Source organism: Ensifer meliloti, assembly GCF_030064585.1.
In the GTDB taxonomy this organism is placed as follows: Bacteria; Pseudomonadota; Alphaproteobacteria; order Rhizobiales; family Rhizobiaceae; genus Sinorhizobium; species Sinorhizobium meliloti.
In genome coordinates this window covers 3179736-3198135 of sequence record NZ_CP120365.1, presented here as the reverse complement: position 1 = coordinate 3198135, position 18400 = coordinate 3179736, and the positions used below count along the sequence as shown (strand labels likewise).

17 protein-coding genes are annotated in these 18400 nt (G+C 62.2%); 6 read left to right on the top strand and 11 right to left on the bottom strand.

The genetic code is table 11. From position 1 onward, the window contains the following. The first annotated feature begins 184 nt into the window (after window positions 1-184). From PZL22_RS22250 to PZL22_RS22235, 4 genes are all read left to right on the top strand, one after another. Window positions 185-2014, top strand: coding sequence for a tetratricopeptide repeat protein (locus tag PZL22_RS22250; RefSeq protein ID WP_003533277.1), 1830 nt, complete (start codon window positions 185-187; stop codon window positions 2012-2014). 7 nt (window positions 2015-2021) lie between these two features. Next, entirely contained in the window at window positions 2022-2927 is a 906-nt protein-coding gene (locus tag PZL22_RS22245) for a 4-(cytidine 5'-diphospho)-2-C-methyl-D-erythritol kinase (RefSeq protein ID WP_003533275.1), read from the top strand. Between the two features lie 7 nt (window positions 2928-2934). After that, window positions 2935-3477, top strand: a complete 543-nt coding sequence (moaB, locus tag PZL22_RS22240; protein WP_003533273.1) for a molybdenum cofactor biosynthesis protein B — start codon at window positions 2935-2937, stop codon at window positions 3475-3477. A 454-nt stretch (window positions 3478-3931) separates the two neighbouring features. Continuing rightward, window positions 3932-5011 (top strand): hypothetical protein, encoded by a 1080-nt coding sequence (locus PZL22_RS22235; protein ID WP_127517022.1) that lies wholly within the window; start codon window positions 3932-3934, stop codon window positions 5009-5011. 137 nt (window positions 5012-5148) lie between these two features. Here the strand turns inward: PZL22_RS22235 and PZL22_RS22230 are convergent, their stop codons facing one another. Then, complete coding sequence (locus PZL22_RS22230; RefSeq protein ID WP_003533271.1) at window positions 5149-5700, bottom strand: glycosyltransferase family protein; 552 nt, start codon at window positions 5698-5700, stop codon at window positions 5149-5151. Between the two features lie 178 nt (window positions 5701-5878). Between PZL22_RS22230 and PZL22_RS22225 the strand changes: the two genes are divergently transcribed. Then, window positions 5879-7036: a PA0069 family radical SAM protein gene (locus tag PZL22_RS22225; protein WP_284718566.1), complete on the top strand. Its 1158-nt coding sequence runs from the start codon at window positions 5879-5881 to the stop codon at window positions 7034-7036. Window positions 7037-7198: 162 nt separating this feature from the next. Then, on the top strand, window positions 7199-7849 hold the full coding sequence (gene rnhB, locus PZL22_RS22220) for a ribonuclease HII (RefSeq protein ID WP_003533269.1): 651 nt from the start codon (window positions 7199-7201) through the stop codon (window positions 7847-7849). A gap of 395 nt (window positions 7850-8244) precedes the next feature. Here the strand turns inward: rnhB and PZL22_RS22215 are convergent, their stop codons facing one another. The 10 genes from PZL22_RS22215 to nurR form a co-directional block, all read right to left on the bottom strand. Then, window positions 8245-8730, bottom strand: a complete 486-nt coding sequence (locus tag PZL22_RS22215) for a F0F1 ATP synthase subunit B (protein ID WP_003533637.1) — start codon at window positions 8728-8730, stop codon at window positions 8245-8247. A gap of 13 nt (window positions 8731-8743) precedes the next feature. Continuing rightward, a complete protein-coding gene (locus PZL22_RS22210) occupies window positions 8744-9358 on the bottom strand; it encodes a F0F1 ATP synthase subunit B (protein WP_003533640.1) in 615 nt (204 codons plus the stop codon). Between the two features lie 73 nt (window positions 9359-9431). Continuing rightward, window positions 9432-9659 carry a F0F1 ATP synthase subunit C gene (locus PZL22_RS22205; protein WP_003533642.1) on the bottom strand — a complete coding sequence of 76 codons (228 nt, stop codon included), beginning with the start codon at window positions 9657-9659 and terminating at the stop codon, window positions 9432-9434. A gap of 84 nt (window positions 9660-9743) precedes the next feature. Continuing rightward, window positions 9744-10496 (bottom strand): F0F1 ATP synthase subunit A, encoded by a 753-nt coding sequence (locus PZL22_RS22200; protein ID WP_003533645.1) that lies wholly within the window; start codon window positions 10494-10496, stop codon window positions 9744-9746. Window positions 10497-10556: 60 nt separating this feature from the next. Further along, window positions 10557-10919: an AtpZ/AtpI family protein gene (locus tag PZL22_RS22195; protein ID WP_003533647.1), complete on the bottom strand. Its 363-nt coding sequence runs from the start codon at window positions 10917-10919 to the stop codon at window positions 10557-10559. Window positions 10920-11210: 291 nt separating this feature from the next. After that, window positions 11211-12368 carry a cell wall hydrolase gene (locus PZL22_RS22190; protein WP_003533649.1) on the bottom strand — a complete coding sequence of 386 codons (1158 nt, stop codon included), beginning with the start codon at window positions 12366-12368 and terminating at the stop codon, window positions 11211-11213. A 290-nt stretch (window positions 12369-12658) separates the two neighbouring features. Next, on the bottom strand, window positions 12659-14560 hold the full coding sequence (locus PZL22_RS22185) for a potassium transporter Kup (RefSeq protein WP_033049054.1): 1902 nt from the start codon (window positions 14558-14560) through the stop codon (window positions 12659-12661). A gap of 16 nt (window positions 14561-14576) precedes the next feature. Continuing rightward, complete coding sequence (locus PZL22_RS22180) at window positions 14577-15557, bottom strand: magnesium transporter CorA family protein (RefSeq protein WP_003533653.1); 981 nt, start codon at window positions 15555-15557, stop codon at window positions 14577-14579. Window positions 15558-15851: 294 nt separating this feature from the next. Then, entirely contained in the window at window positions 15852-17006 is a 1155-nt protein-coding gene (locus PZL22_RS22175) for an Mrp/NBP35 family ATP-binding protein (protein ID WP_003533658.1), read from the bottom strand. Window positions 17007-17467: 461 nt separating this feature from the next. Then, window positions 17468-18301, bottom strand: coding sequence for a LuxR family transcriptional regulator NurR (gene nurR / locus PZL22_RS22170; protein WP_003533659.1), 834 nt, complete (start codon window positions 18299-18301; stop codon window positions 17468-17470). Window positions 18302-18400 lie beyond the last annotated feature (99 nt).

Genomic DNA, 18400 nt, shown 5'->3' with positions numbered 1-18400 from the left:
GCGCTTCCGGCAAGACACGCGGCGCCGCAGGAGCCGCGGACGAAGACCTCCCCGGAGGATTTTCTTGCCGCGCTGCGCCAAAAAAGCCATTCTATTCTTGAAGACTTGCGCCCGATTTCCAATCGGCTCCGGGCCAACCAGCGGTGGCGCCTCGAAGCGTACCACCGGCAATGAAAGGTTTGACATGCGGCAGAATACATTCCTTCGCCTTTTCAGCGGCGCGGCAATGCTGGTTCTTGCAACGGTGACCGGCAACCAGCAGGCCTTTGCCGAGGAGAAGGCGCCGGTCGAAGACGCCGAGCCTTTCGACATCAGGAGCGTCAACACCTTTGCCGGCGCATTCCTTGCGGCGCGCACGGCGGACGTCGATCGCGACTTTGCTGCGGCAACCGAGCTCTATCGTACCGCACTCAGGTTCGAGCCCGGCAATAACGATGTCAAGCAGCGGCTGATGATCACGCTGCTGATGAGCGGCAAGTTCGATGAAGGCGCCAAGATCGCCGAAGAGCTGAAATCGGATCCCGCCGTCGAAAGGATCACCACGGTGGTCCGCGCGATCGAAGCGATCCGCAAGCGCGAATACCGCAACGCGCAAAAGCTCTTGAACTACGATGGTCCGAACGATCTCGACCGGCTGATGAGTTCGCTGCTTTCCGCCTGGGCCAAGTTCGGCCAGGGCCGGCCGAAGGAGGCGCTGGCGCAGATCAAGAATCTGGAGGGCCCGGAATGGTTCCGGATCTTCAGGAACTATCATGCCGGGGCGATTGCGCTTGCGGCCGGCGACAAGGCGACTGCGCGCGCCCGGCTCAACGACGCCATTCTTGACCGCGAAGGCGGCGGCGCCGCGCCGGACACCTTCATGCGGGCCGTCGAGGCGCTGGCGCGGTTCGAAGCGCGCGAAGGCAACAAGCAGAAGGCGCTGGATACGATTTCCGTCGGCGAAAGCCTCGTCAACAACTACACTCCGCTCGAGGCGCTGAGGAAGAGTGTCGAGGAAGGAAAGCCGCAGGAGCAGCAGGTACGCAACGCCGTGCAGGGTGCGGCCGCCGTGCTCTTTTCGATCGGCGGCGCACTCAACCGCGAGGGCGCGGAAGACATAGTTTCGCTCTACCTTCAGACGGCGCGACGGCTCGACCCGGAAAGCGCCGATATTCTCGTGATGCTCGGCGGCATCGCCGAAAATCTGAAAAAGCCGGAAGAGGCGATCGAGCTTTACAAGAGCGTGCCGGAGAGCTCGCCGATGCGTCGCCTTTCCGAACTCCAGCTTGGCCTCAGCCTCGCCGGCGTCGGCAAGGTCGACGAGGCGAAGAAGCATCTGAAAGGGCTGATCGACGTCGATCCCAAGAACATCCGCAACTATCTCGCCTATGGCAGCGTGCTTTCCGACGCCAAGAACTACAAGGAGATGGGCGAGCTTTACGACCGCGCGGTCGCCGCGATCGGCCCCGTGCCGAAGCGGAGCGACTGGACCGTCTTCTTCCAGCGCGGCATTGCCTACGAACGCCAGAAGCTCTGGGAAAAGGCCGAGCCGAACTTTCGCAAGGCGCTGGAGCTCAACCCGGATCAGCCGCAGGTTCTGAACTATCTCGGCTATTCCTGGGTCGACATGAACATCAATCTCGAGGACGGGCTTGAGATGATCCGCAAGGCGGTCGAGCTCAAGCCCGACGATGGCTACATCGTCGACTCGCTCGGCTGGGCCTATTTCCGCATGAACCGGTTCGACGAGGCTGTGACCGAGCTCGAGCGCGCTGCGGAACTGATGGCCGGCGACGCGACGATCAACGACCACCTCGGCGACGCCTACTGGCGCGTCGGCCGGAAGCTCGAAGCTGTGTTCCAGTGGAATCAGGCGCTGGAACTGAAGCCCGAGGAAGCGGAAATTCCGAAGATCAAGGCGAAGATCGAAAACGGTCTGCCGCCGCTTAAGGAACCGGTCCCGGCGGCGGCGGATGCCAAGGAAAAGCTGCCGAAAAAGACCGGCCCGGAGACAGCGCCGGGCAAGAAGTCCTGACTGTAACATGCAGGCAGGCGGCATTCCGGGCTTCGCACTGACCTTTGCGGCGCCCGCCAAGATCAATCTCGCGCTGCACGTCGTCGGGCAGCGCGCCGACGGCCACCATCTGCTGGAAAGCCTGGTGACCTTCGCCGAATGTGGCGACCGGGTGGGGCTGATCGCGGCGGACAGGGACCGTTTCACGGTGTCGGGCCGCTTCGCGACCGACCTTTCAGCCGAGGGCAATGGTGGTAATCTCGTGCTCCGCGCCCGGGACCTGTTGCGGCGCGAGCTTGCGGCGCAGGGTAGAATGGCAGGCCCGGTTCATCTGCATCTCGAGAAGAACCTGCCGATAGCATCGGGGATCGGCGGCGGCTCGGCCGATGCAGCCGCGACTCTGCGCGGGCTGCTGTCGCTCTGGGGCGCGACTGTCGAAGCGGCAAGCCTCAACAGCCTTGCGCTGCAGCTCGGCGCGGACGTTCCGATGTGTCTCGACCGGGGCCCCCTCGTCGCGAGAGGCATCGGCGAAGAGATCACGCCTCTTCCCGATCTGCCGCCCTTCGACGTCGTCCTCGTCAATCCCCTCGTCGCGGTCTCCACGCCGGTTATCTTCCGATCGCTCGTCAGGAAGACCAATCCTCCGCTGGTCTTGCCTGAAGATGCCCGCTCGACTGCCGAATGGCTGACGGCCATGGCGGCCATGCGGAACGACCTGGAGCCGCCGGCACGTGCGCACGAGCCGATGATCGAAACCGTCTCGAACGCATTGCGCGATGCAGGCGCCGCGCTCGTGCGGATGTCCGGCTCGGGCGCCACCTCCTTCGGCCTGTTCACGGGGACGAAAAGCGCCGAACGTGCCGCTGAGACCATTTCCGCCGGCCACCCGCGATGGTACGTTCAGGCGACGCGAACCGCGGGAAAATCAGGATAACGCCAGAATGCCCGGCCTCGATGTAAGACGCCCCTTCATCCCCATCGGCATCGCCGTGCTCACGGTCTCGGACACGCGCACACGCGCGGACGACAAGTCCGGCGATGTGCTCGAAGCGAGAATACGAGAGGCCGGCCACCGGCTCGAGGCGCGGACAATCGTTCCCGACGAGCGCGAGAAGATCTACGGACAGGTGAAGGCCTGGACGCTCGATGCCGCGATCGACGTCGTCATCACCACCGGGGGCACCGGATTCACGGGCCGCGACGTTACGCCGGAAGCGCTGGAGCCGCTCTTCGAGAAACGCATGGATGGCTTTTCGGAGGTGTTCCACCGGATCTCTTACGAGAAGATCGGCACGTCGACGATCCAGTCGCGGGCCACGGGCGGGGTCGCCAATGCGACGTTCATCTTCGTCCTGCCCGGATCCCCCGGTGCCTGCAAGGACGCCTGGGACGGAATCCTGAAGCAGCAACTCGATTACCGGCACATGCCGTGCAATTTCGTCGAGATCATGCCGCGGCTCGACGAGCACCTGAAGCGCGGCTGACGAGATTCGTGTTCCGTTTGGAACAGACCCGCGCCCCGAATCCCGCTAGTTTGCCTTCGTCGGCTTGGCTCGAAGCGGGCAAGGCAAGCACCGTTTAATTGCTTCGAGCGAATGCCCGGCCTCTTTCCGGGGCAATATTGGGAAAGAGAGAAGGCTACGACGTGCTGCCCGTCCGAAACGATGGGCATGCATGGCAAGACATTTTCACAGACGGATATTTTTCATAAACAAGGTCATTTGAGAGCCACTTTGGGGGTACCGCAAGGTACGCCCCATTCTTGCTTCGGAGAAGCGGCTCAGCTCGGGGCTACGGCCACCATGTCACGGCTTCTCATCGACGGAGAAAGCCCACTCGCATTTGCCGCCTCGGAGCCCCTTTTCCTCGTTTTCACTCAGACGCAGGCGCGCCGGTCGACAAGGCCCGCACTGCAACCCGCCAGGGTAGGAGGAAGTCATGGGAACGGCAGAGCACGCTTACTCGAAAACGGATCGGCCCGAGACCGAGGTTCCGCTGGGGCTGCAGGCCTTCTACGAACGTCGGCAGAAGGATGAATGGCAGGCAACGGTAACCAGGCTGGACGCATTGCGCCAGTCTTTCGCAGAGCAGCGCCGGCAGGTCTTTTCACCTGACCTGCGCGACAGGATCGCGCAGGTCGCAAGGTCGGGCCGACGTGATGATCCGCGCGGGCCCGGTCTTCGATACAGGTCGCTCGTCGAGGCCAGGAATACCGGCCTTGATCTGAACGCGCTCAAACGGCTTCATAAGCGTGCCTATGGCGAAGTCGGCGAGTTGGTGAAGGGCCACGAAGCCTTCCACCGCCACGAAACGGTGGTCGGCAGCGTCGCCGACATCTTCAAACAACCGCCGCTCGTGTATGTCGCGCCCGATCCCGACAAGGAAAAGCTGTTCCTCCCGCCCTTTGAAGGCTGCTGGGACAGACTCGAGCAGAACCAGGCAACCGGCGACGGAGCAATCGTGGAGAACAGTTCCTATTTGGACTGTGCGGGACGGATGGGATCGAGACTGATCGCCCGCAACAATAGTGCCTCCGATGCTGAAATCCTCTGCGCCTATCGGGAGAACGGCTACCTCGTGCCGTTCAAGACGCTCCGCACCGGTATACTGCAAGTCAAGGCAGACTTGTCGGCCCTCATCTGCCGCCATCACATCTCGACCTACGACGAGTTCGGGTGGTCCGACTTTCACGCCACGACGCGCGGCCGCCTCGTGCTGGCCGTGTTCTGGAACTGGGAGGATGTCGAACCGGCGAACGAGGTGAGCGACCAGTGGTTCGCCTCGGGTCTCGACTGCAGCGGCGATGGCGAGAGCTTTCCAGGTACCTCCATCCAGGCCGTTCCTGGCGAACGAAGAATCATCAACCTGTTCACCGAGATGGCCTTCCCCGCTGGCCGCAAGCTCTGGGTCTATGTCGGAGTGGCCGATCGCGTCTGGACGTTCCTCAATGACGTCAGCATCGACATTTCGATCGACTCGGCCTGGCAGTTGAACTCGCTTGCAGTCCGCTCGATCTGAAAGTCATGCCACTCCGGCATCGGGCGCATCGGCCCGAAGATCGATTCCGATTTTCGAGCCGATGCGGTAGACCGTCAACTCGATAAGTTAGAGCGGGATGCGGGCTGAAAGCCGCACACGATTTTCCTTATCCCGCTCTACGAACAGGGCGTCCGGTGCCGTTCTCCGACCGACCGGTTGTCCAATGCGACCCAGGCCGGGACGAGCTCGGTCGCAAGTTTGCGGGCGGCTCGTCCGCTCGCAAGGGCGCTGAGCGGCATCTTGCCGCGCGCAGCCGCGACCGCGTCCCCCTTCGGCAGCAGAAATCCGGACTCCAGCGGCGGCGCCCTGTGCGCCAAGCGCTTGAGAAGCGGGCGCTTATGCATTCGCGAGGGAGAAAACCGCGCCGGGCTCCTGTTCAGAGAGACGTATTCGGCCAGTTCATCCACCCAGCGACCGATAGGGCGGGCACCAGGCTCCAGGAGCATCAGCCACTCGCCGCGGGCGGAACGAAGGACATCGCCGAGATCCCACTCGAGGCAGAAACGGCAACCGGCAGCATCCGCCACCCTGGGGGAGCCGTCGGTCGATCCGTGGTCCAGGATTATTACATCGCTGACGAGCCCTTCCACCGCGCCGGCAACGAGCGCCGAGAGCGTCTGTGCGAGCTCCGCTTCGTTGTCCTTCGTTTCCATGATGACCGTCAGCATAGCCGTTCCTACCGCATCGCAGCGCAGATTGCTACAAGCGCAGGTCCGCACAGGGTGGCGGATGAACGCGCGCCTTCCCCGGAGATGTGCTGAATATTTGTTCTTGCTTTGTACTGTTTTCTGCGCTAGGAAAATAATCAGCACCAAGCGAGCCGAGCATGGTTCCGGGGAGATTTCGATGAACGATCTGTCTCAACTCAAGCAGGGCGTCTATGCGCCCGGCAACAGCGTGGATGTGGCGGAGGCCCTCGTCGCCGGATCCGGCATCAGAATCGACGTCGATCGTCGGCGCGGCCGCGGTGCCGCCCTCAACATCTCGGGACGCTTCGAGCAGAAAACGCGCGAAGTCTTCGATGACGGGTGGCAAACGCTCGAGGAGTTGCCGCCGTTCAAGACCGAGGTCCAGATAGAAAAGCCGAAGACGGCGATCACGCGCAACGATTCTCCCGACATATCTTTCGACCGATCGATCAACCCCTATCGCGGCTGCGAGCATGGCTGCATCTACTGCTTCGCGCGGCCTACGCACGCCTATATGGGGCTCTCGGCAGGGCTTGATTTCGAAGTTAAGCTCTTCGCCAAGCCCGACGCGCCACGTCTTCTCGAGCGCGAGCTGGCGAAGCCGGACTATAAGCTTCGCCCGATCGCGATCGGCACAAATACCGATCCCTATCAGCCGATCGAAAAGGAATGGCGGATCATGCGCCAGATCCTGGATGTGCTGAAGGAAGCCAATCATCCGGTGATGATCGTTACAAAATCGGCCATGGTGACGCGCGATATCGACCTGCTGGCGCCGATGGCGGAAAAGGGTCTTGCCCGGGTCGGCATTTCGGTGACCACGCTCGACCGGAAACTGGCGCGCAGCATGGAACCGCGGGCGTCGACGCCCACCAAGCGGCTGGAGGCGCTACGCGCAATTTCCGAGGCCGGCATTCCCGCTGGAGTACTGGTCGCGCCGATCATTCCGGCGCTGAACGATCACGAGATCGAGCGCGTGCTCGATTCGGCGAAGTCGGCGGGCGCGTCGGATGCGAGCTACGTACTCCTCCGGCTTCCGCTGGAGGTGAGCCCCCTGTTCCGTGACTGGCTTCTCAGAAACTACCCGGACCGCTACCGGCACGTCATGTCGCTCATCCGCTCCATGCGCGGCGGCAAGGATTACGATGCCGAGTTCGGTAAACGAATGAAGGGCAGCGGACCTTACGCCTGGCAGATCGGCCGTCGATTCGAGCTTGCGGCCAAGCGGCTCGGCCTCAATCTGACGCGCCGGCAATTGCGCAGCGATCTCTTCGTGCCGCCGCTAGGAATGGGCGTTCAGCTGTCGCTTCTTTAGATCGAAAGCATAAGCCGCCACTCTTTCCCGCTGTGGAACGGCTTTGAAAATTCCAGCATCCGCCCTTTGCCCCACGGGGCGGCGCTGGTTCCCCCCCCGGCAACCGCCGCAAACCGAGCCGGGGGCTTGAAGGGAATCGGGCGAGTATGCGAGTGTCTTTTCATGTCACGTCGCAAACAGCCCGATTCCCCTCTTTTTCCTCTTCAGGCGCCCGTTCCGGATTTCACCTTCGAGCGCGCCGCCCATCGCGACGGTTTCTGGCCGGTCGCGGGGGCCGACGAGGCTGGGCGGGGACCGCTTGCGGGCCCGGTCGTCGCCGCCGCGGTCATTCTCGATCCGGACGCCATCCCGGCGGGTCTCAACGACAGCAAGCTCCTGACGGCTGAGCAGCGCGAGGCGCTGTTCGAAGAAATTCTGGCGACATCGACGGTTTCGATCGCCTCTTCTTCTTCGGCGCGCATCGACACGACAGATATCCTGAAGGCCAGCCTCGATGCGATGCGCCGCGCCGTTCACGGCCTCGAACTGGCGGCCCGCATCGTTCTGGTTGACGGCCGCGACGTGCCGCCCGGCCTCTCCTGCCACGCAAAAGCGATCGTCAAGGGGGACAGCCGCTCCGTGTCGATCGCCGCCGCATCGATCGTCGCCAAGGTCACCCGTGACCGCATGATGGCCCGCGCCGATGCAACTTTCCCGCTCTACGGCTTTGCCCATCATGCGGGCTATGCGACCGTGAAGCATCGCACGGCGATCGAAAGCCACGGCCCCTGCTCCCTGCACCGCATGAGCTTCCGCCCGTTCCGCCAGGTTTGACGGAGGTGAAGGCCCCTCATCCGCCTGCCGGCACCTTCTCCCCGCAGGCGGGGCGAAGGGACTCGCGGAACGCTCTTAAGTCCCCTCTCCCCGCCTGCGATAGGGCATATACACATCTGATCCTCTCGCGGGACCATTGCCTGGGGCGGGCGACAAACGGTTTGACCTTCGCACGCCCAAAACGATGCCACGGGCAGAACGCAGAAGTGGAAGCGAAGGCCCGCCGCAGGTATTCTCCCCCCTTGTGGGGGAGATGGCCGACAGGCCAGAGGGGGTCTGCTCTCCTGCTCGCCCATCAGGACTACATGACGTACGGTTGCCCGGATAACGGATCCCGCAAAGCAAAGCCCCGCCGAAGCGGGGCTTTTCAATCTCCAGGGTATTATCGGCTACGCTTAGTTCAGGCGCGCTTTGACTTCGCCAATCGCCTTCTTGAAAAGCGTCTCCTGCGCGCCTGCATCGGCCTTGCTCGCGAGCACCTTCTCGGCCGCGCTGATTGCCAGGTCCACCGCAGCTGCGCGGACGGCATTGATCGCATCGCTTTCGGCCTGCTTGATCTTCTGTTCGGAAAGTGCCGTGCGGCGCGCGACATATTCCTCGGTCTTCTGCTTGGCTTCTGCCGTCAGCATCTCCGCCTCGCGCTGGGCCGCGGCGACGATGCTTGCGGCTTCCGCTTCGGCGTCCTTGCGCTTGCGCTGGTACTCGGCAACGAGGCTCTGGGCTTCCTCGCGCAGACGCTTGGCTTCTGCCAACTCATTGCTGATCTTGTCGGCGCGGGCGTCGAGCGCCTTGCCGACCATGCCCGGAACCTTGAGATAGGCGATGAGGACAAAGAAGAGAATGAGGCCTACGAGGGCATAGAAAGTCGCATCAAGAGCCATGGTTCTCTTTTCCTCAGTTGCCGGCCGAGGCCTTGAACGCCGCAGCGATCTCGGCCTTGGTGACGGTCCCGCCGATCAATTGTTTGACAACGGCTGTCGCCGTTTCCTCGGCGATCGCGCCGACATCGGCAAGCGCCTTCGACTTGATGTCGGCGATGCGCGTTTCTGCAGCGGCAATCTTCTTCGCAAGACCGGCTTCGACACCGTCGCGGTCGGCCTTGGCCTTCGCCTTGGCCGCTTCGCGGGCGGTGTCGGCAATCGAATGGCCCTTGGCTCTGGCGCCTGCCAACTCCTGCTCGTAAGCAGCAATGGCGGCATCGGCCTCGCCCTTCAGGCGGGATGCCTCGTCCAGATCCTGGGCGATCCGGTCATGACGCGTCTCGAGAATCCCCCCGATGCGCGGAATGATGACCTTCGACATCAGGAGATAGAACAGGCCGAAGGTGATCGCGAGCCACAGAAGCTGCGAAGCGAAATGGGTCGTATCGAAGGGCGGGAACACGCCGGCGCCATGATCGGCTTCGTGGGCCACACCCGTTTCGGTGTGCACCTCACCGGCCGCAGCGGCATCGTGTGCTTCGGCGCCTTCGGTGGTGGATGACTGGGCATATGCCGCGGTCACAAACATGCTCACCTCCAGGTGCACTCAAGAATATGCGCGGCCGCGGCCCTTCGGGCCGCGGCCAAAACTTCTGCCGATATCAGACGGCGAAGAGGAGGAGGAGTGCAATGAGCAGCGAGAAGATGCCCAGAGCTTCCGTAACGGCGAAGCCGAATACGAGGCGGCCGAACTGGCCGTCAGCTGCCGACGGATTGCGCAGCGCGCCGGACAGGTAGCTGCCGAAGATGTTGCCGAGGCCGAGAGCCGTGCCGGCCATACCAAGGCATGCAAGACCTGCACCGATGTACTTTGCTGCTTCCGCTTCCATGATTGACTCCTTCGAAATGGTGTTGCGGCTTAAGATTTGTGCTTCCGGCGGCAAGCCGACCGGAAACCAGCGACTGTTTATTCCTTAGTGGCCTCCGGGGTGGACCGCATCGTTGAGGTACATGCAGGTCAGCACCGCAAAGACATAGGCCTGGAGGAAGGCGACCAGGAATTCAAGACCGGTAAGCGCGACGGTCATGATGAGCGGCAGGATCGCACCGCCGATGCCGAGCGCACCAAAGGCGCTGAGCGAGGCGACGAAGCCTGCGAAGACCTTCAGCGTGATATGGCCGGCCAGCATGTTGGCGAAGAGACGGACCGAGAGGCTGATGGGTCGGGAAAGGAACGAGATGATTTCGATCGCCACGACCAGCGGCAGGAGCGCGCCCGGCACTCCCTGCGGCACGAAAAGCTTGAGGAAGCCGAAGCCGTGCTTGTAGAAGCCGTAGAGAAGGACGGTGCCGATCACGAAGACCGCAAGCGCGAAGGTGACGATGATCTGGCTGGTGACGGTGAAGAAATAGGGGACCATGCCGAGCAGGTTCGCCGTCAGGATGAACATGAACAGCGAGAAGACCATCGGGAAGAATTTCATCCCGTGACTGCCGGCGCCTTCGCGAAGCATCGAGGCGATGAACTCGTAGGACATTTCCGAAACCGACTGCATGCGCGTCGGGATAAGCCCGCGCTGCGATGTCGTCAGATAGAGGAAGCCGGCAGCCGCACCGACGGTCGCCACCATGAACAGCGACGCATTGGTGAAGGAAAAGTCAATTCCGCCGATCTCGAGCGGGACAATCTTGTTGACCAGGAACTGGTGGGTCGGATCGTTTGACACCGCGCTTCTCTTTCGTTCTGCCCGCCCGCGAGCGGAAATACTGTTCTTCCCGGCGACACCTCAGGCGTCGCCGCCGTCCTCTTTATCCGTGCCCGACCCGCCTTTCCGCTGGTCGGTTGTCGCCACCAAACCGGCGGAACGCAGCACGTTCAAGACACCGGCACAGAAGCCGAGAAGCAGGAGGACGATCATGCCCCACGGCCCTGTACCCGCAAAGTGGTCCAAAAGATAGCCCAGAAACGCCCCGACCAGGATGCCGGCGATGAATTCGCTCGAAAGCTTCATCGCCGCCGCGTATCCCTTGCGGCTTTCATCAGCGCGCCCATCCGCCCCTTCCGAAACATCCGCCCGCTTCTTGGACTTGATGTCGTCGCCGAGGCGCTTGAGCCGCGCTTCCAGACTTTCTTCCGGCTTCTCCGTCACATGGCTCCCCTTTGCAGCCCCACGCGGTCGAACGCGATCTCGGTCATACAAACGGCCGCTGTTCAAGCCACGCTTCGGCCCCATTTGAAGTCGCGCGCAACATAGTTTTAGGCACCCGCATAGTCAAGGCATGCGGGCACCTTCTACGTGGACAATATTCTTGTTTCAATTCAGGGGTTTAGCGATAAATCCGGTAAGCTGCGACAAAGGTGCAGAGGGAATCGCCGCCGGAGCCGCGGGGTCACGCCCGCGGCTCCGGCGGCTGACAGGGGCGCGCAGGCAGCTTCGCCGTCAGCTCCAGCCGCCGCCATAGGTCCTGTAGAAGATGTGCAGGCCGATCTTGCCGACACGCTTCATCGTCTTTGCCCAGGCGGGATTCACATAGGTGGCGTGATAATGGGTCGCCGAGCCGACTTCGGGGAGCCAGATTCTGCCGGCGGTCACCGCGAGCGCGACTTCCTTGGCCGTCTTCCAGTGCGATCGCGAATAGATCAGGTCGCGGATCATGTCGCAGGCGAAGGAGAACTGGCAGCGGTTGCGCCAGGCCTTGTTCTGGTAGACGACGCCGCAGATCGTTTTCGGGTAGGTCGGGTTGCGGACGCGATTGAGAATGACCTGCGCCACCGCGGCCTGACCCTTGACGGATTCGCTGCGGGCCTCGAAATAGATCCCCTCGGCCAGACAGGTCTGCTCTTCCTTGCTGAAGACGGTTGGCGGCAGCGGCGTTGCCGCCCAGGCATGATCGTCGGGCGCGATATCCGGGATGAAGCGCCCTGCATTTTCGTCGTTCCGCAGGATCGAATCGAAGGGTGATTCACGCGCATAGTCCGGCTCGGGCCGGACATAGGCAGTCGCAAGAATGTCGGGCTTGTCGTTGGTGACGAGCTTGGCAAGCATCGGCGAGAGGCCCGGTTCCGGCTTCGGCGGCGTCTTGCGGTAGAAGGCCGTCGCGATCTCGATCTCCTTGCCTTTGATCTTCGGCTTGGCAAAGACCATCTTTTCGGGGCCCTCGAGGGCCGGGCCGATAAGCGAGCTCGTGCGCTGAAGGATGGAGCCGGCGCTGAAGTCCTTGGGCGGGGTCACCGGCGTTACCGCGACGATTCGCCCCTTCTTCAGCTTCCGCGTCACGCGATCCTCGTCCGGCGTCCCCTGGTGCTTCGATTCGGCGGTCAGCGCCACGCGGCCGCCATCGGGCAGGGTCATGCCGGCGCCGCCATCGAGCGCACCGGTGGTGATCGGGTCCGTGAAGACCATCTCGACTTCGTGGAGGGAGCCGGCCGGCGACGGAGTGAGATAGGTGCGCCACCGCTCGCCGCCGCGGTTGATGCCGGACAGAAACGTCGCGATGTCCGAATAGGCGACCGCCGAGGGAAAGCCGAGGAAGACGGCAAGGCCTAGGATCGCCGGACCGCGCCAGGCCGAGAACGAAAACCGAAACTTGTCACGCAACTTCCAACTCTTACGCACCGGTCGGCTCCAGAAACTCTTTCTCAGGCACGCGTTCTCGCAAGCCGGCAATAAGCCAGCGGCAAGATTCCATGCAGGACGCTAAGGTTGGTCGGCCGGCTCGCCGGGACCGTTTCTCTTGAGCCTTGAAAATGCGGCATTAACCTTGATGTTTGGTTAATGCGGACGCGCCGAGACCGGCAATTCGCCCGGCATTGCCAAAGCACTTCCAGGAAAAGTGTGTAGCGGTTTTCCGTGCGGAAGTGCGCAGTTTGAGGGACAGCGTCTTCGGATCAGATGATCACATGAGAGCCGAGTTCGACCACCCGGTTCGTCGGCAGGCGGAAATAGTCGGAGGGATCGATCGCAGCATTGGCGAGTGCGATGAACAGGCGGTCCTGCCAATGCGGCATGCCGGACTGGGCGTCGGGCACGAGTTTGCGCCGGCCGAGATAGAATGAGGTCGACATGATGTCGAACTTCAGGCCCGACTTCCTGAAGAGGCCCAGCGCCTGAGAGACATTCTGCGTCTCCATGAAGCCGAACTTCATTTCCAGCAGAGTGAAACGCTCCGACAGCCGCCGCACGCTGACCCGCTCTTCCTTCGGCACCTTCGGCGTGTTTGCCGTCCGGATCGTCAGGATGAAGTTCTGCTGATGCAGAACGTGGTTGTGTTTGATGTTGTGCAGCAGGGCGGCGGGAGTCGATTCCGGATCGCTGGTCAGGAATATCGCCGTGCCGGTCACCGACACCGGCGCGTGCTCGCTCTGGCGCTCGACCGATTTGATGAAGCTTGCCAGCGGAATGTCGATATGGCGGGTCTTGGCGTGCAGGATTGCTGTGCCGCGCTTCCAGGTCCACATGATGACGATGAAGGTCGCCGCGATCAGGATCGGCACGTAGCCGCCATCGTGGATCTTCAGCATGTTGGCGCCCAGGAAGACGAATTCCAGCACGAACAGCGGCAGCAGCGCACCGGCCGCCCACCAGGTCGGCCAGTTCCACCGCATACGCAGGAATTCGAAGGAAAGCACCGTGGTGACCACCATCGCACCGGTGACGGAAATGCCGTAGGCGGTCGCGAGCGCCTCCGAGGAGCCGAAGAGGAAGACGAGCGCCATGACGCCGAACATCAAAAGCGTGTTGACGTTCGGCAGGTAAATCTGGCCCGTATGGGTTTCGGACGTATGGAAAATCGCCATGCGCGGCAGGAAGCCAAGGTGAATGGCCTGGCGCGTCAGCGAAAACGCGCCGGTTATGACCGCCTGACTGGCGATGATGGTGGCTGCGGTCGCAAGAATGACGGCAGGCAGCAGCGCCCATTTCGGAAACATCAGGAAGAAGGGATCGGACATCGCCTCCGGGTTCTTCAGCACGAAGGCGCCCTGCCCCAGATAGTTCAGCGTGAGCGCCGGGAAGACGACGGTGAACCAGGCCCATTGGATCGGCCGCCGGCCGAAATGGCCGAGATCGGCGTAAAGCGCCTCGGCACCCGTGACCGTCAGGAAGACGGCGCCGAGTACGACGATACCGACATAGCCTTCGTTGAACAGAAAGCTGGCGGCATAATACGGGTTGAAGGCTCTGAAAATCGACAGATCGTCGGCAATATGAACGAAGCCGATCGTGCCCATGACGACGAACCAGATGAGCGTAATCGGCCCGAAGAAGTTGGAAACCGCCGCGGTACCCTTCGACTGGACGGTGAAGAGGAGCAGGAGGATCACGACGGCGATCGGAACGACGTAGTCCGAAAGGGCCGGGGTAACCAACTTCAAACCCTCGACGGCCGAGAGCACCGACAGTGCCGGTGTGATCATCGCGTCGCCGATGAAGAGCGCGGCGCCGGCGATCCCCATGAAGAACAGGCTCGCCGTGTGACCATTGGCGGTCTTCATGAGCAGTGCCAGCAGGGAGAGCGTGCCGCCCTCGCCCTGATTGTCCGCCCGCAGCAGGAATAGCACGTATTTTATCGTGACGATGATCGTCAGCGCCCAGATCATCAGCGAGATCAAACCGATGATCTCGACGTCCGTCACGCCGTCGTGCGAGACGGGGCGCAAGGCTTCGCGGAAGGCATAGAGCGGGCTGGTGCCGATATCCCCATACACGACGCCGACGGAGCCGAGCGCCAGAACCAGCAGGCGGCGGGCATTTTCCACGCCAGGTGTAGCGGGAGCAGACAATTGAGACATGTTGCCCAACAGGCCCTTAGAGCCAGCCTTTCCAGCGGAAGAAGAAAAAGGGGATCACGGCCGAAAGCACCATGGCTGCAAGCGCCCACGGATAGCCGAACTGCCATTCAAGCTCAGGCATGATGCGAAAGTTCATGCCGTAGACGGAAGCGACCAGCGTCGGCGGCAACAGAACGACCGAAGCGATCGAGAAGATCTTGATGATGGCATTCTGCTCGACATTGATGAGGCCGAGCGAGGCATCGAGCAGGAAGGTGATATTTCCCGAGATGAAAGCCGTATGTTCCGAAAGCGACTGGATGTCCCGCGATACCGTACGGCAAAGTTCACGGGTTTCCTTGTCCGCCTGCACGTCGGGAACCGTGTAGACGAAGGTCAGCAGCCTCGAGAGCGAAGCGAGGCTGTCGCGCGTTTTCGCAACAAGCCGGTGATGGCCCGCGACGTCGCGCAGGCGTGCTTCGAGAAAGTGCGGTGGCCGGTGCCGCCGGCCGGACGTCTTGTCGCCGAAGACCTGGAGCGCCAGATCGTCGATCCTGTCGACAGCCTGCTCGAGAATTTCCGCCGTCCTGTCCACAATCGTCTCGAGCAGCCGCGTCAGAATCACTGCGCCGTTGCGGCAGCCGCCGGGAATGCGATGCATGCCCGCCTTGAACAGGCCGAAGGCCCTCGGCTCGGCGTAGCGGACGGTGACGAGACACTTGCCCGCCAGAATGAAGCCGACATCGGTCAGCCCCGGCATTTCCGTGTCGCTTCGATAGACGAGCGAGGCGGTCATGAAGACGGCACCGTCGTCGGTATAAAGCCTGCTGGAAGGTTCGATGTCCCTCAGATCGTCCCGCGTCGGAATGGGAATTCCGAGCAGACCCTCGATCATCAGGTCTTCCGCCTTGGTCGGCTCGACAAGGTCTATCCAGACGAGATCGGGACGCAGGGCCGACGGCGGCTCGGCCGTGGAGAGAGCGACCGTTTCACCGTTGACACAATAGCCTGTGATCATGTGGCCGCCTTTTTCATGCAGCCGACGACGATGAACCGTGATGATTTCGTAGGATCAGCCGCCACACGATTTTCCACGATGCAGATTCATCCGATGAAGGCTTTCAGCCGTTCGACGCCGCTTGACGGCAGACGGGTGACCAAAGTCTCCGGCGATGGCAGTGGCTAGCTTTGCCTTGCCTATGCGAGCCAAGGGATATGACGCAACCCCGGCGCAAAATCAATGGCCTTCGGGGATCCGGCGCTTCCCTGTCGGATGTCTCAGTCGCGCCGCGCAGGTGACTGCGCCGAAGCGCTATTCGAAGACGATGCTCGGCATCGCACGGCTTTTGTCCTGCCGGGCAGCGGTGACCTCTCCCCAGACCCGCGCCGCGATGTCGCGATAGACGCGCGCGACCTCGCCATCGGGTTCGGACGCGACGAGAGGGGTTCCCGCGTCGGAGGTCTCCCGGATACCCATGGTCAGGGGCACCTCGCCGAGGAACGGTACGCCGATGCGCTCGGCTTCCTTGCGCGCGCCGCCATGACCGAAGATGTCGTAGCGCCTGCCCGTATCGGGCGCCACGAAATAACTCATGTTTTCGACGATCCCGAGCACCGGAACCTCGACCTTGCGGAACATGGCGAGACCCTTGCGGGCATCGACGAGCGCGAGGTCCTGTGGCGTCGACACGATGACGGCGCCTGCGAGCGGCACCTGCTGTGCCATCGTCAGCTGTGCGTCACCGGTACCCGGCGGCATGTCCACCACGAGGACGTCGAGCTCGCCCCAGGCCACCTCGCGCAACATCTGCAGGAGCGCCGACTGGATCATCGGGCCGCGCCAGATCATCGCGACCTCCTCATCCACCAGGAAGCCCATCGACATGACTTTCAGGCCGTAGTTTTCCATCGGACGGATAAGCCGCCCCTCGATCTGTTGCGGACGGCCGGAGATCTTCAAAAGCCGCGGCATCGAAGGGCCGTAGATATCGGCATCGAGGAGCCCGACCTTAAGCCCGTTTGCCTGAAGCGCCAGCGCCAGATTGACGGAGGTGGTCGACTTGCCGACGCCGCCCTTACCGGAGGCGACGGCGATAATGGCGCCGACGCCGGGGATGCCCGCCTTTGGTGCTCCACCGCCGCCCGCTCGCTGCGCCGGCGCATGGCCCGTCGGGGCCGGCCGCGGCCGCTCCACCGGGGCCTTCTGGGGAGCGGCCTTGCGGTCGGCAGTCAATGCCACCATGGCGGCGTTCACGCCGGGAATCTCGCGCACGACCCGTTCGGCGGCCGCCCGCATCGGCTCGAGCTCCTTCGCCCGGTCCGCCGGCACGGTGATCGAGAAGTAGGCCTTGCCGTCGGAAATGAACACATCGGATACGAGTCCGAGATCGACGATGTTTCCTTCCATGTCCGGCCCGCGGACGGTCCGCAGCTTCTCTAGAACCATTTCCCGGGTGACGTCCGGCATGTCGGCCTCTTGCTCTTTCGTTGGCGCGCAACGTTTTGACTGCTGCAATCGCTAGCCCAAATCGCACCCGATCTAGGGCGTTATGTATTAGATAGTCGAGCCGGGGCGCTTCGCCAATGCGACAGGTGGGAAAATGAGGGCCGCCAACCGATCTCCGTGTCCGTACATCCGGGATCACAGGCGATCGGCGGCGGCCCTTGTCGCGACCTTCTTGGGCGCTGTCTTATTGTGGTCCCCTCTGGACACGGAACTGAATATGCACAACGCGTGCCAGTTGGAACCTTCCGGAAAAAACCAGATTTTCCAAGGAGTTGCCCTTCGACTGCGGAGGATGCGCAAGAGACTGCGCTGCTCAATTCCTGAGCATGCGCGCTATTTGGGCCCAATATGCTCGCAATAGGTTAGAGCGGATGCGGGCGGAAAACCGCACGCACTTTTCCTCAGATGAATATCAACAGGTCTTAGCTGATATAGCCCTTTTTCATCGCCTTCACGACCGCCTGTGTGCGGTTCACCGCGTCGAGCTTCTTGGTGACATGGTTGAGGTAATGATTGACCGTGTGCTCCGACAGGCCGAGGATACCGGCGATTTCCGAGCTGGTCTTGCCGGCGGCCGTCCAGCTCAGACACTGGATTTCCCGTTCGGAAAGAACCGTGTTGGTGTTCTTCCAGACCGAGCCGATCTCGGCGAGCCGGTTATAGACGTGGATCGCGATCATCTGCAGTTCCATCGCCGCCGTCATCGGCAATTCCGCTTCCGGGCCCATGAGGATGACCGCGCCGCGGCCACCTTCGGCATCGTGGACCGGGAAGTAATTGGCTTGGAATATGCCGTTCTCGCGCAACATGGCGATGTAATCCGCGGCAGAGTCGGGCTTGCCTCCCTCCCTCTCCCAGTCTTCAAGCATGACCTGAAACGGGGTCGTCGTCTCTCTCAACCGGCGCACCCCGGTGCTGAAACGCAGCATCGAAAGGCTGTCATATTTGTTGAGGAGCTCGGCCGGCATATTCGAGATGACCGTGGTCGCGGAGAGCCGCTCTACCTCGACTGCAGGGATCGAACAGATGAGAAAAGTCTTGAAGCCGAAAATCTGCGTGATCCGCCGCATGTAGCGGATGATGTCGAACTGGGTCTCGAGCCTTGCTATCTCAGACGCGAAATCGCCGCCCCGGGGCAGATCGATATCAGTCGTCCCCATCGTGATCATCTCTTGCATTAGCGCGGTTCCATCGCATTCATCGACTATCAAATAGCCCGAGCGGCCGCGCAATGCCAACAGGTGATTGACGATCATCACTTCTGATGCGCAAAACCCTGTGCATTTCGCCCGTGTCGATGAAAGCCGACCCCGCCCTCAACCGACGGCCGTGTTCGGGTTCGGTGCCTCCATTTC

Bases quoted from the DNA above. Each gene is read 5' to 3' on its own strand.
- PZL22_RS22250 (WP_003533277.1), top strand. From the start codon at position 185: ATGCGGCAGAATACATTCCTTCGCCTTTTCAGCGGCGCGGCAATGCTG.
- PZL22_RS22245 (WP_003533275.1), top strand. From the start codon at position 2,022: ATGCAGGCAGGCGGCATTCCGGGCTTCGCACTGACCTTTGCGGCGCCC.
- moaB (WP_003533273.1), top strand. From the start codon at position 2,935: ATGCCCGGCCTCGATGTAAGACGCCCCTTCATCCCCATCGGCATCGCC.
- PZL22_RS22235 (WP_127517022.1), top strand. From the start codon at position 3,932: ATGGGAACGGCAGAGCACGCTTACTCGAAAACGGATCGGCCCGAGACC.
- PZL22_RS22230 (WP_003533271.1), bottom strand. From the start codon at position 5,700: ATGCTGACGGTCATCATGGAAACGAAGGACAACGAAGCGGAGCTCGCA.
- PZL22_RS22225 (WP_284718566.1), top strand. From the start codon at position 5,879: ATGAACGATCTGTCTCAACTCAAGCAGGGCGTCTATGCGCCCGGCAAC.
- rnhB (WP_003533269.1), top strand. From the start codon at position 7,199: ATGTCACGTCGCAAACAGCCCGATTCCCCTCTTTTTCCTCTTCAGGCG.
- PZL22_RS22215 (WP_003533637.1), bottom strand. From the start codon at position 8,730: ATGGCTCTTGATGCGACTTTCTATGCCCTCGTAGGCCTCATTCTCTTC.
- PZL22_RS22210 (WP_003533640.1), bottom strand. From the start codon at position 9,358: ATGTTTGTGACCGCGGCATATGCCCAGTCATCCACCACCGAAGGCGCC.
- PZL22_RS22205 (WP_003533642.1), bottom strand. From the start codon at position 9,659: ATGGAAGCGGAAGCAGCAAAGTACATCGGTGCAGGTCTTGCATGCCTT.
- PZL22_RS22185 (WP_033049054.1), bottom strand. From the start codon at position 14,560: ATGTCTCAATTGTCTGCTCCCGCTACACCTGGCGTGGAAAATGCCCGC.
- PZL22_RS22180 (WP_003533653.1), bottom strand. From the start codon at position 15,557: ATGATCACAGGCTATTGTGTCAACGGTGAAACGGTCGCTCTCTCCACG.
- PZL22_RS22175 (WP_003533658.1), bottom strand. From the start codon at position 17,006: ATGCCGGACGTCACCCGGGAAATGGTTCTAGAGAAGCTGCGGACCGTC.
- nurR (WP_003533659.1), bottom strand. From the start codon at position 18,301: ATGATCGTCAATCACCTGTTGGCATTGCGCGGCCGCTCGGGCTATTTG.